The organism is Natrarchaeobius oligotrophus (assembly GCF_003841465.1).
Taxonomy (GTDB): domain Archaea; phylum Halobacteriota; class Halobacteria; order Halobacteriales; family Natrialbaceae; genus Natrarchaeobius; species Natrarchaeobius oligotrophus.
On record NZ_REFZ01000006.1, the window covers coordinates 195,128 to 207,032 of the forward strand.

Consider the following 11,905-nt stretch of genomic DNA (forward strand, 5'->3'; position numbering starts at 1 on the left):
CGACGACGCGAAGATGAATCTGGCGCACGACGATCGGCCAGCCTCGGCCGGCGACGCGGCCGCTCGGCCGTCGGGGGTCTCTCACGGGCGACACGGTGCGGGAACGCTTTTGAGGACCCCACCCGAAAACCGAGTGATGGAACTCGACAATCATGCCGAGGATCTCGCCTCCGACCTCGGTGTCGACAAAGAGGAGGTCAAATCCGACCTGCAGAACCTGGTGGAGTACAGCGTCCCCATCGACGAGGCCAAACAGAGCCTTCGCCGGAAGTACGGCGACGGCTCGAGCGGCGGAAGCGGAACGCCTTCGGCCAAAGACGTCGCGGAGATCGACCCCGACGACGGCAACGTCACGGTCACCGGCGTCGTGCTGACGGCCGGCGAGCGCTCGATCCGCTACCAGGGCGACGACCACGTCATCGTCGAGGGGCGGATCGCCGACGACACCGGCGTCATCGACTACACCGCCTGGGAGGACTTCGGCCTCGAGCCGGGAGATACCATTACGGCGGGCAACGCGAGCGTCCGCGAGTGGGACGGCGAACCCGAACTCAATCTCGGCGAGAGCACGTCGCTTTCGTTCGAGGAAACGCCGCTCGACGTGCCGTACGAGATCGGCGGCGAAGCCCAGCTCGCGGAGCTACGAACCGGCGATCGCGCCGTCACGGTCGAAGCGTCGGTCCTCGAGTGCGAACGCCGCACCATCGACGGACGCGACGGCGAAACCGAGATTTTGAGCGGCGTCTTCGGGGACGAGAGCGGCCGCCTTCCCTTCACGAACTGGGAACCGACACCGGAAATCGAAGCGGGCGGCTCCGTCCGGATCGAAAACGCCTACGTAAAGGAGTTCCGGGGCGTCCCCGAGGTCAACGTCTCGACGTTTTCGACCGTCACCGAACTCGACCGCGCCATCGACGTCGGCGCGGACGCGACCTCGATGGCGATCGGCGAAGCCGTCCGAACCGGCGGCATTTACGACGTCGAGGTCGTCGGAAACCTCATCGCCGTCCGCGACGGTTCGGGGCTCATCCAGCGCTGTCCCGAGTGCTACCGGGTGACCCAGAAGGGCCAGTGTCGAACCCACGGCGAGGTCGACGCCGTCGACGACCTCCGGGTGAAGGCGATCCTTGACGACGGAACCGGCACCGTCACCGTCGTCCTGGACGACGAACTCACCCAGCGGGTCTACGGCGGGACGCTCGAGGACGCCCTCGAGCAGGCTCGCGACGCGATGGATCAGGAGGTCGTCGCCGACACGATTCGCGAACGGATCGTCGGACGGGAGTACCGCGTGCGCGGTCACCTCACGGTCGACGACTACGGCGCGAACCTCGACGCCGAAACGTTCGAAGAGAACGACGACGACCCGGTCGAACGGGCGACGGCGTTCCTCGAGGCGGTCGGAGCGTCCGACGAGACCGAGCGGACGGAGGTGGACGCATGAGCTCGAACGACGGTGACGAGGAGATTCCGGGCCGGGAGATCGCATACCGGCTCCTGGCGGCCGAGTACGACGACGCGTCCCTGTCCTACGCCGAGAGCGACGAGGAGCGCGCCCCCAACTACGTGATCGCGCCGACCGGCGCGCGCGTCAATCGCCTGTTCGTCGTCGGGACGCTCACCGAGGTCACGCCGGTCAACGACGAGATGGTTCGCGCGCGCGTCGTCGATCCGACCGGCGCGTTCGTCGTTTACGCCGGCCAGTACCAGCCCGACGAACTCGCGTTCCTCGAGGGGATCGAGCCGCCCGCGTTCGTCGCGGTGACCGGCAAAGCGCGGACGTTTCAGCCCGACGACTCCGATCGAGTGTACACTTCCATCCGCCCCGAAAGCATCGCCACCGTCGACGCAGACACCCGCGATCGGTGGGTCGTCAGCGCGGCCGAACGGACGCTCGACCGCGTCGGCACCTACGCCGGTGCCGCCGAACTCGAGGCGCGCGGCGACGACCTGAGCGCGGCGCTCGAGGAAGCCGGCGTCGACTCGCCGCTCGCGTCGGGGACCGCGCTCGCGCTGGACCACTACGAGACGACGCCGTCGTACCTCGCGGCGCTTCGAACCTGTGCGATAGAGGCCGTCGAGGTCGTCGCCGGCGACCGCGACCAGGTATCGGGCGTCGACGTCGCCCCCGACGAGTCGGTCGACGGGCGAGCGACGTTCTCCTCGCTAGCCGACCTCGGCGACGGCGAACTCGAGACCGTCGGGGACGCCGTGTCCGGCTCGGACGAGTCGCACGAGCCCGAGCGTTCGGTCGCAGCCACCGCGACGAGCGACGACGTCGGCGGTGCGTCCGAAGACATCGCTTCGACGAGCACCGACGCCGGATCCGAGGCGGAATCGAGTTCGGCGTCGGCCGACGCGGAGACGACGACTGATGCAGAATCGATCGCACCCGACGCCGATCTCGACGGAGCGACCGACTCGGACAGCGGAACCGACGCGAGCAGCGCGGAGTCCCCAGCGGAGTCGACGTTCGACGAGGCGGTCGAATCCGACGGCTCCGACGACGATGACGGTGACCTCGACGATCTCGCGGCCGGCGACGTCGGCGCGGAGATGTACGAGATGGGCGACGACGAACGCGAGCGACTCGAGGCGGAGTTCGGCGCGGAGTTCACGACCGGCACCGAAGTCGACGACCCCGGCGAGTCGTCCATCGCCGACTCGTCGTCGGAATCCGACGACGACCTCGGCGCACCGCCGTCGTCCCGGCTCGAGGATTCCGATCCGCAGGCGGATTCGGAGACCGACGACGCCGGCGAGCCGAGCGGTGACGGTATCGACGCCGACGGCGTGGCGGACGCCGACTCGACCGGGGTCGATTCCGACGACGCCGATTCGGGCGACGGCGACGACCTCGAGGCCGTCGTCGACGAGACGGCGGAGGGCGCGGTCGAGTCCGAAGACGAAGGCGAAGACGAGGTGGCCGAAGACGCGGACGAACCGGACGAAAGCGAGCCGACGGCCGACGTCGACGTCGATGAGTACGTCGTCGAGACGATGCAGGAACTCGACGACGGCGACGGCGCGGATCGGACGGCGCTGATCGAAGCCGTCGTCGACGACCTCGGCGTCTCCGAAGACGAGGTCGAGGATGCGATTCAGGACGCGCTCATGGGCGGACAGTGTTACGAGCCCGACGACGAGACGCTGAAGGCGATCTGATCCCACCTGATGTCGGACAACTCCGCCGGCGTACGCGTCGAACCGATCCCCGGCGAACCCGCGGCGACCGCGAGCGCAGACGGTCAGGTGCTGCTCCTGATCGCGGATTACCACGCCGGCTACGAGGCCGGGCTGCGGTACGAACGCGGCGTCGACGTCCCGAGTCGCGCACCGGAGCGCCGGGAGCGACTCCTCGCGCTCGTCGACCGAACCGAGCCGGACCGACTGATCGTCCTCGGCGATCTGATGCACTCGATCGGCGACCCCGGTGGCGCCGAACGCGGCGAACTCGAGGTGCTGTTCGAGTCGCTCGCCGTCGACGTGACGGTCGCGAAGGGAAACCACGACGGGTTGATCGAAACGTGGCTCGGCGACGTGGACGGAGCCGCTGTCACCGTCACGTCCGGCGAGGGAACCGCGATCGGGAGGCTGGGTATCTGTCACGGGCACACCTGGCCAGCGCCGGCGGTCCTCGAAAGCGACGTCGTCTGCGTGGGTCACGAGCACCCGTGCGTTCGTCTCGAGGACGACGTCGGCGGCAGTCGCGTCGAACGGGCGTGGCTGCGCGGTCGGATCGATCCGGCTCCGTTTCGCGATCGAACCGGGTACGGCGATCTCGCCTGGCTCGAGGGCTGCCGACCGCCCCGGCTGATCGTCTTCCCGGCGTTCAACGACCTCGTCGGCGGCACGTGGGTGAACGTTCCCGGCCAGTCGTTTCTCTCGCCGTTCGTTCCCGACGGGCTCGCCGACGGTCAAGCGTACCTGCTCGACGGAACCAGGCTTGGACCGTACGATTCGGTCTGAGACCGTTGCAGGGAGTCTATATTCCGACGGTTTCGTCCGCTATACTTAGTTTTCGCGGATCGATCAGACCGCGACTGCGGTCCGGTTTCACCATGTCAGATGTTGTCGTGAACTATTTCAACTCGCGGTGTAACACTCGGACGTATGAGTACAGGGAACGGAAGGGATCGACTGTCGAACCTGACGGCACAGGAGGCTGTGGGTGGGATCCTGCTGCTCGGGATCGGAATTCTCGCTCTCGATCTGATTCGGTTGATCCTCCTCAACGAACTGCCGTTCGGACGACTGCTGTCTTACACGTGGAACGGTATCGTGGACTCGCTGTACATCGGGCTCGCAGCGATCGGCCTGTCGATGACGTACAGTATCCTCCGATTCGCGAACTTCTCGCACGGCGATCTGATAACGACCGGCGCGTTCTCCGGGTGGACGGTCGCGTACCTGATCGGCGGGATCGGCGTCGCGGACCTGAGCAGCCGCCTGCTGCTTCGAGCCGACGGCGGTGCCCAGCCCGGGGCGGTCGGAATGGACGTCCTGTCGGCGCCGCTGACGATCGTGCTCGGGCTGATCGTCGCCGCGCTCGTGACCATCCTCGTCGCGCTGCTCATCGATCGACTCGTGTACAGACGCCTCCGGGACGCCGGCGGTATTCCGCTGCTCATCGCGAGCGTCGGCGTCGCGCTCGCGCTGCGATATCTGATCGCGTTCGTCTACACGACCGACACGCGAATCGTCGTCGCGTCGCCGCCACAGCCGGAGCTGGCGGAGTTAGTTGCAATCGTCGGACTCGAGTTGCCGGCGTTTCTCGCCGAGCGGACGATCAATCTCCACGAGGCCACGCTCGTAATCTCCGCGCTCGCGCTGATCGTCGGCGTTCACCTGCTGTTGCAGTACACGAAACTCGGCAAGTCGATGCGGGCGATGTCCGACAACAAGGATCTGGCGCTCATCACCGGCATTCCGACCGAACGGGTCATCTTCGCGACGTGGGTGATCGGCTCCGGGCTGGCCGGGGTCGCCGGCTACCTGATCGTCCTCGACCGCGGCCAGATCACGATCAACCTGGGCTGGTTCCTCCTGCTGTTGATCTTCGCCGCGGTCATCCTCGGCGGCATCGGTTCGATCTACGGCGCGCTCGCGGGATCGCTCGTCATCGGGTTGACGATCAACCTCTCGCTCGTCTGGATTCCGTCGGACCTGAACGAGATCGCCGCGTTCACGCTGATGATCATCGTGTTGATCTTCAGGCCCGACGGCCTGTTTAGCGGGGTGGAAACCGCATGAGCGAAGCGCCCGATTCGAACGACGGCGTGGCGGAAACCCCTGGCGAGCGAAGCGAGGCGACCGAACGACCGCAGTGGCTCTCCGATCTGTTGCTGATCGGTGGCATCGTCGCCGCGACGTACGCCGCCTTCGGCGTGATCGGATTGCTAACCGGCGTCGGCCTCAACGAAACCGTCGGCTTCATGCGACAGGTGACGTTCTTCGCCGCCGTCTACGCGCTGGTCGTCCTCGCGCTGAACTTGCACTGGGGCTACACGGGACTGTTCAACATCGGCGTCGCCGGATTCATGGCCGTCGGCGTCTACACGATGGCGTTTCTAACCGCATCGCCCGACGGTTCGCCCGCGGGGCTCGGATTGCCGATTCCGATCGGCGTCGTCGGCGGCATGATCGCCGCCGGCCTCGTCGGCCTGATCGCGGCGCTTCCCGCCCTCAGGGTCCGAGCCGACTACTTCGCCATCGTCACGCTCGGCCTCTCGGAAATCATCAGACTGTCGTTGCTGTCGGGATCACTCAGATCCGTCGAGATCGGTGACACGGAGTACGGTACCGGCGGCGGAAGCGGAATCAGCTACACGCCCGTCGACAGCGTGGTCCCGTGGCTACTCGAGCGTCCCGTCATCGGCTTCGCCGGCGATCAGCTCTACGCGATCGGGCGGATGGTCGGCATTCAGTCGTCGATCATCGATGGCGGACTCTACACCGGCGTGTTGATCCTGTTCGTCATCACGTTTTACCTCCTGCTCACCCGAATCGCCTACTCGCCGTTCGGTCGCGTCCTCAAGGCGATCCGCGAGGACGAACTCGCCGCCCGATCGCTCGGAAAAAACACCGACCGCGTGAAGATCACCGTCTTCGTCGTCGGCTGCGCGCTGATGGGCCTCGCCGGCATCCTCTGGATGGGCAGCCAGAGTCGGGTCAATCCGGACAGCTTCATGCCGATCGTCACGTTCTACATCTTCGTCGCGCTGATCGTCGGCGGATCCGGATCGAACACGGGTAGTATCGTCGGAGCGTTCGCGTTCGCCGCCTTCCTCTGGCAGGGGCCGCGATTCATCAGGGCCATCGTCCGGGCCAACGTCGACGTTCGACCGCCACAGACGATCTACGACGCGGTCGTCGCACTCGGATCGGGGGACCCGCTTCCCTTCGTCGGTTACGTCATCGGAACGCTCGACGAACTCCGGTTCGTCCTCGTCGGCGTCGTCCTGATCCTGCTCATGATCTGGAAGCCCGACGGATTGCTGGGTCACCGAAAGGAACTCGCGGCGGCGACGGACATCACGCGTCGCCCGACCGCGACCGACGGAGGTGAGCCCGATGAGTGATACCACCGCAACCGCGGACGCGAACGTCGACTCCACGGAACGAGCGACGGAGAAATCGGACCGATCGGCCGACGAGACGCCTGACCGGCGATCCGTCGACGAACCGATCCTCCGGGTGGAGAACCTCGAGAAGCGCTTCGGCGGTATCACCGCCGTCGACGGGGCGAGTTTCCAGGTCGAACGAGGCAGCATCACCGGGCTGATCGGCCCGAACGGCGCCGGAAAGTCGACGACGTTCAACTGCATCACCGGCGTCCACACGCCCAACGACGGCGTCGTCGTCTTCGAAGGGACGGACATCACGGGACGGGAGCCACACCAGGTCGCGAATCAGGGCCTGGTCAGGACGTTCCAGATCGCGCGCGAACTCCCCGAGATGACGGTCCTCGAAAACATGATGCTCGCACCGAAAGACCAGCAGGGGGAGTCGCTGTGGCGGTCCGTCCTCCCGATCGTCCGCCGGGACGTCGTCGAACAGGAGCGGGAGATCCGAGATCGCGCCTGGGAGATGCTCGAGTTCTTCGAGATCGATCACCTCGCCGGGGAGTACGCCGGCAACCTCTCGGGCGGACAGCGAAAGCTGCTCGAGATGGCGCGAGCGCTGTTGACCGATCCCGAGATGCTGTTGCTGGACGAGCCGATGGCCGGCGTGAACCCGTCGCTCGAGAAGAAACTGCTCTCGCACATCCACGAGTTGCAGGATCGGGGCTACACGTTCCTGCTCGTCGAGCACGACATGGACGTCATTATGAACCACTGCGAACACGTCATCGTCATGCACCAGGGAGCCGTTCTCGCGGAGGGGACGCCGGAGGAGATCACCGCCAACGAAGACGTCATCGAAGCCTACCTCGGAGGTGACGTCTGATGGCGTTGCTCGACGTTTCGGAACTCGACGCGGGATACGGCGACCTCCAGATCCTCGAGGGGGTCGATCTCACCGTCGACGACGGGGAGTACGTCACCATCGTCGGCCCGAACGGTGCCGGAAAGTCGACCGTGATGAAGTCGATCTTCGGACTGACGAACTACATGGGTGGCTCGATCGTCTTCGACGGCAACGAGATCCACGGCTACCGTCCCGAGGATATCATCCAGACCGGCGTCGGCTACGTCCCCCAGAACGACAACGTCTTCCCCTCGCTTTCGGTCATGGAAAACCTCGAGATGGGGGCGTACATTCTCGACGAGGTTCCCGAATCTCGCCTCGAGGCCGTCTTCGACCGGTTCCCGATCCTCGACGAGCGCAGAGAGCAGAAGGCGGGGACGATGAGCGGCGGCCAACAGCAGATGCTCGCGATGGGACGTGCGCTCATGCTCGAGCCGAAGCTGCTCATGCTCGACGAGCCGAGCGCCGGACTCGCTCCCGACCTGGTCGACGACATGTTCGACCGGATCGACGAGATCAACGACGATGGGACGGCGGTCCTCCTGGTCGAGCAAAACGCCAAAGAGGCGCTGCGTCGCTGCGATCGCGGCTACGTCCTCGTGCAGGGCCAGAATCGGTACGAGGACGACGGCGACGCGCTGCTCGGCGACGAGCAGGTTCGCCAGGACTTCCTCGGCGGCTGATTCGAGTGTCGTTCGGAACGCGCCGGTACCCGAACTCCGGCGTGTCGATCCGTCGCCAGGGACAGTCAACGCGATCGCCCAGATTCGAACGGACGGGGACTACTCGAGGGATTCGGAACCGGTCCGAGAATTTCAGAACCGCTCGAACGACTGCCGTCCGTCCGTTCGCGATCGGCGTTCCCGAGACGCCGCTCCCACCCGCTGTGACGAAAGATGACCGCGGTCGTCTACGCCTCGAACTCGATCGTGTCGGTGATGTGGTAGCCGTCTTCGTCGAACTCGAAGAGGTCGTACGTGACGGCTTCCATGTCGCCGTTGTCGTCGAAGTTGGTGATGCTCGAGGCACCCTGATACTGGATCTCCTCACCGTTTGCCGCCATGTCGAGGCCGTCGGCGAGGTTGCTCGGACCGATCTCCTCACCGTCGGGATTCGCCACTTCGCGAATCTCCGCGCTCACGGCGGAGCCCGAGAGGTCTCCGGCCCGCAGCTGAGCGAGGATGTGGATCGCCGTGGCGTCGTAGGCCTGTCCGGTGAACACCCCCGGCGAATCGCCGTAGGCGTCTTCGAACATGTCGTTGAACGTTTCGGCTTCCGGTCCGCGCGCCGACGGTGCCGTTCCGATCACGTTCGACATCGGATTGTCGACGTTTCCGGGCAGCGAGTTATCCTGCAGCCCGTCGGGAACCATGATCGTGTGGTCGTTGTCGAAGTTGATGTAGTAGTCCCGGAAGATCTGTTCGCCGCTGTCCGGGTAGCCGATGATGACCAGCATGTCGGGGTCGTCCCCGAGCGCGCTCTGGAGTTCGGAGTCGTACGACGGCTGTTCGGCCTCGAAAGCGACTTCCTCGTAGACCTCCCCACCGAGGTCCTCGAAGTTCTCGACGATCGTATCCTGCAGACCCTGCCCGTAATCGTTGTTCAGGAAGAACGTCGAGAGGGTCTCGGCACCCTCTTCTTCGTACGCGATCTCGGCCATCGCCTCCCCTTGCCAGGCGTCGCTCGGTGCCGTCCGCAGGAGGTAGTCTCCCTCCATATCGGTGATGTCCGGCGACGTACTCGCAGGCGAGATGCCGACGACCTCGTTCGGGAAGAAGATGTCCTCCGCGACGGCGATCGTCACGGCCGACGACGCCGCACCCGTCACCGAGGGATAGCCGGCGTCGGCCAGCGACTGCGCGCCAGCGATTCCCGCCTGCGGGTCGGTTTCCGTGTCCTCTTCGCGGATATCGATCTCGTAGGCGACGCCCTCGTCCTCGAGTTGGGTCCCGGGGAGAATCGCGGCGTCGTTGATCGGCGCCCCGAGGCTGCCCAGGTCACCGGTGACCGGCAAGAGCGTCCCGACCATGACGTCGGCTTCGTCGTCGGCGGCTCCGTTGCCGTTGCCGTTACCGTTACCGTTCCCATTTCCGTTGCCGCCGTCGTCGAGACAGCCTGCGACTGCCATCCCTGTTCCTGCACCGATTCCAGCAAGCACCCTTCGTCTGCTGACATGCCGTGCCATACGAGAGGTATATGGAGAGGGTAATTATAAAGCGTTTGTGTGTGGAATGGGGGTCGAACGCGTTCTCGTACCGAACGTTCGTGAAACGAGCATCGACACTCGTCCGAATATCACCGTTCGAAGATCCGGAGACGAACGAGAGACGACTGTTCGATCGAGACACCGAATCAACACTCGGTTCCGAATTGCAGAACGTTTTTCATTTGCCTCGCCGTTTCTTCCCCCGATGAACGCCGAAGGGAGAGGGCGACTATGACGATGGAGGATCGAATCGACGAGCTCGAGAAACGTCGCGAGGAGGCGCTTCTGGGCGGCGGGGAGGATCGGATCGAGCGACAACACGAGAAGGGGAAGATGACCGCCCGCGAGCGCATCGACTACTTCCTCGACGACGACACCTTCACGGAGTTCGACCAACTCAGGACTCACCAGACGAGCCAGTTCGGCATGGAGGAAAAGAAGATCCCCGGCGACGGGGTCGTCACCGGCTACGGCGAGGTCAACGGCCGGACGGTGTTCGTCTTCGCACACGACTTCACCGTCTTCGGCGGCTCGCTGGGCGAGGTCTTCGCCGAGAAGATCTGCAAGGTGATGGACATGGCGATGGAGGTCGGCGCGCCGATCGTCGGTCTCAACGACTCCGCCGGCGCGCGCATCCAGGAGGGCGTCAAGAGCCTCGCCGGCTTCACGGAGATCTTCCGACGGAATCAGGAGGCAAGCGGCGTCGTCCCCCAGATCTCGGCGATCATGGGACCGTGCGCCGGTGGCGCAGTCTACTCGCCGTCGATCACCGACTTCATCTTCATGGTGAAAGAGACGAGCCACATGTACATCACGGGTCCCGGCGTCACCAAGACCGTCACCGGCGAGGAGGTTACCCACGAGGAACTCGGCGGGGCGATGACCCACGCGAACAAAACCGGCGTGGCGCAGTTCGCCTGCGAGTCCGAAGAGCAGGCGCTCGACGACATCAAACGGCTGCTCTCGTATCTCCCCCAGAACAACGTCGAGGATCCGCCCCGGGTCGACCCTTGGGACGATCCGGACCGCCGCGACGAGAAACTCACGGAAATCGTTCCCTCGAGTCCCCAAAAGCCCTACGACATGATCGACGTCGTCGACTCGGTGGTCGACGAGGGCTCGTTCTTCGAGGTCGCCGACAACTTCGCGAACGAACTCGCCGTCGGCTTCGCGCGACTCGACGGGCGCTCCGTCGGCATCGTCGCGAACCAGCCGCGGGTCAACGCGGGAACGCTCACGGTCGACTCCTCGATGAAGGGATCGCGGTTCGTCCGGTTCTGTGACTCGTTTAACGTCCCGATCGTCACCTTCGTCGACGTCCCCGGGTACATGCCCGGAACCGACCAGGAACACCGGGGAATTATCCGTCACGGGGCGAAACTCCTCTACGCGTACGCGGAGGCGACCGTCCCGCTGCTTACGGTCATCACCCGCAAGGCCTACGGCGGTGCGTACTGCGTCATGGCCTCGAAGAACCTGGGAGCCGACGTCAACTACGCCTGGCCGACCGCCGAAATCGCCGTCATGGGCCCACAGGGAGCGGTCAACATCCTCTATCGCAACGAACTCGAGGAGGCGGAAAACCCCGACGAGTTGCGCGACGAACTCATCGAGGAGTACCGCGAGGAGTTCGCAAACCCCTACACCGCGACCGACAAGGGATTCCTGGACGACGTCATCGTTCCGACGGAGACGCGACCGCGCCTGATCGCCGACCTCGAGATGCTCGAGACGAAACGCGAACAGAACCCGGACAAGAAACACGGCAACATTCCGTTGTGACGATGCCATCTCAGAAACGAGCGGAGCCGACGGAGCCGAACGGACCGTCGTCGGAGGACGGGACCGATGCCCGCCGAGCGGGGAACGAACTCCTGGCCGGCGACGTCAGCCTCGAGTTACCGGACGACGCCGACGACGAGGAGGCGGCCGCGATCGCCGCGGCCATCGGCGCGCACCTCCACGATCACGCGCTGGCGGCCGCCGCAGCTGCTGCGGCCGACGACGAGGAGCGGTGGGAGGACCGACGGTGGGCGTTCGGCGGCCGGATGCGAGCCCAGAAGCAGCGTCACGTCCGGGTTCCCCGCGACGCGCCGAGCGACCCGTGGACGGCCGCCGGTCGAACGGATCGGTTCTAACCGACCGGCGTTCGCCGTCCGCCGCCGAAGCGACCACCGTCGCCGGTTCGATTCGCGCGACTCGGGCGACGTCCGCCGGTGTCGGTCTGCC

At 65.4% G+C, this 11,905-nt stretch carries 10 protein-coding genes; 9 read left to right on the plus strand and 1 reads right to left on the minus strand.

The window, feature by feature from the left end; translation table 11 throughout:
* Positions 1 to 136 precede the first annotated feature (136 nt).
* The 7 genes from EA472_RS10880 to EA472_RS10910 all read left to right on the plus strand — a co-directional run bounded on the left by EA472_RS10880 (position 137) and on the right by EA472_RS10910 (position 8,153).
* Positions 137 to 1,444, plus strand: coding sequence for a Single-stranded DNA binding protein (locus tag EA472_RS10880; RefSeq protein WP_124191538.1), 1,308 nt, complete (start codon positions 137 to 139; stop codon positions 1,442 to 1,444).
* Positions 1,441 to 3,165: a hypothetical protein gene (locus EA472_RS10885; RefSeq protein ID WP_124191539.1), complete on the plus strand. Its 1,725-nt coding sequence runs from the start codon at positions 1,441 to 1,443 to the stop codon at positions 3,163 to 3,165. The genes EA472_RS10880 and EA472_RS10885 overlap by 4 nt, the downstream gene beginning before the upstream one ends.
* Before the next feature lie 9 nt (positions 3,166 to 3,174).
* Complete coding sequence (locus EA472_RS10890; protein ID WP_124191540.1) at positions 3,175 to 3,969, plus strand: metallophosphoesterase; 795 nt, start codon at positions 3,175 to 3,177, stop codon at positions 3,967 to 3,969.
* Positions 3,970 to 4,113: 144 nt separating this feature from the next.
* Positions 4,114 to 5,253 carry a branched-chain amino acid ABC transporter permease gene (locus EA472_RS10895; protein ID WP_124191541.1) on the plus strand — a complete coding sequence of 380 codons (1,140 nt, stop codon included), beginning with the start codon at positions 4,114 to 4,116 and terminating at the stop codon, positions 5,251 to 5,253.
* Positions 5,250 to 6,581 carry a branched-chain amino acid ABC transporter permease gene (locus EA472_RS10900; RefSeq protein WP_124191542.1) on the plus strand — a complete coding sequence of 444 codons (1,332 nt, stop codon included), beginning with the start codon at positions 5,250 to 5,252 and terminating at the stop codon, positions 6,579 to 6,581. Before EA472_RS10895 ends, EA472_RS10900 begins: the two co-directional genes overlap by 4 nt.
* Positions 6,574 to 7,449 (plus strand): ABC transporter ATP-binding protein, encoded by an 876-nt coding sequence (locus tag EA472_RS10905; RefSeq protein ID WP_124191543.1) that lies wholly within the window; start codon positions 6,574 to 6,576, stop codon positions 7,447 to 7,449. Before EA472_RS10900 ends, EA472_RS10905 begins: the two co-directional genes overlap by 8 nt.
* On the plus strand, positions 7,449 to 8,153 hold the full coding sequence (locus EA472_RS10910; RefSeq protein WP_124191544.1) for an ABC transporter ATP-binding protein: 705 nt from the start codon (positions 7,449 to 7,451) through the stop codon (positions 8,151 to 8,153). Before EA472_RS10905 ends, EA472_RS10910 begins: the two co-directional genes overlap by 1 nt.
* 227 nt (positions 8,154 to 8,380) lie before the next feature.
* Here the strand turns inward: EA472_RS10910 and EA472_RS10915 are convergent, their stop codons facing one another.
* Positions 8,381 to 9,655, minus strand: a complete 1,275-nt coding sequence (locus EA472_RS10915) for an ABC transporter substrate-binding protein (RefSeq protein WP_124191545.1) — start codon at positions 9,653 to 9,655, stop codon at positions 8,381 to 8,383.
* Positions 9,656 to 9,913: 258 nt separating this feature from the next.
* Here EA472_RS10915 and EA472_RS10920 point away from each other — a divergent pair, with 258 nt between their 5' ends.
* Both EA472_RS10920 and EA472_RS10925 read left to right on the plus strand, forming a co-directional pair.
* Positions 9,914 to 11,458, plus strand: coding sequence for an acyl-CoA carboxylase subunit beta (locus tag EA472_RS10920; protein ID WP_124191654.1), 1,545 nt, complete (start codon positions 9,914 to 9,916; stop codon positions 11,456 to 11,458).
* 2 nt (positions 11,459 to 11,460) lie between these two features.
* The gene (locus tag EA472_RS10925; protein WP_124191546.1) at positions 11,461 to 11,814 is read left to right on the plus strand and encodes a hypothetical protein; all 354 of its coding nucleotides are present in this window, start codon (positions 11,461 to 11,463) and stop codon (positions 11,812 to 11,814) included.
* Positions 11,815 to 11,905 lie beyond the last annotated feature (91 nt).

Bases quoted from the DNA above. Each gene is read 5' to 3' on its own strand.
- EA472_RS10880 (WP_124191538.1), top strand. From the start codon at position 137: ATGGAACTCGACAATCATGCCGAGGATCTCGCCTCCGACCTCGGTGTC.
- EA472_RS10885 (WP_124191539.1), top strand. From the start codon at position 1,441: ATGAGCTCGAACGACGGTGACGAGGAGATTCCGGGCCGGGAGATCGCA.
- EA472_RS10890 (WP_124191540.1), top strand. From the start codon at position 3,175: ATGTCGGACAACTCCGCCGGCGTACGCGTCGAACCGATCCCCGGCGAA.
- EA472_RS10895 (WP_124191541.1), top strand. From the start codon at position 4,114: ATGAGTACAGGGAACGGAAGGGATCGACTGTCGAACCTGACGGCACAG.
- EA472_RS10900 (WP_124191542.1), top strand. From the start codon at position 5,250: ATGAGCGAAGCGCCCGATTCGAACGACGGCGTGGCGGAAACCCCTGGC.
- EA472_RS10905 (WP_124191543.1), top strand. From the start codon at position 6,574: ATGAGTGATACCACCGCAACCGCGGACGCGAACGTCGACTCCACGGAA.
- EA472_RS10910 (WP_124191544.1), top strand. From the start codon at position 7,449: ATGGCGTTGCTCGACGTTTCGGAACTCGACGCGGGATACGGCGACCTC.
- EA472_RS10915 (WP_124191545.1), bottom strand. From the start codon at position 9,655: ATGGCACGGCATGTCAGCAGACGAAGGGTGCTTGCTGGAATCGGTGCA.
- EA472_RS10920 (WP_124191654.1), top strand. From the start codon at position 9,914: ATGGAGGATCGAATCGACGAGCTCGAGAAACGTCGCGAGGAGGCGCTT.
- EA472_RS10925 (WP_124191546.1), top strand. From the start codon at position 11,461: ATGCCATCTCAGAAACGAGCGGAGCCGACGGAGCCGAACGGACCGTCG.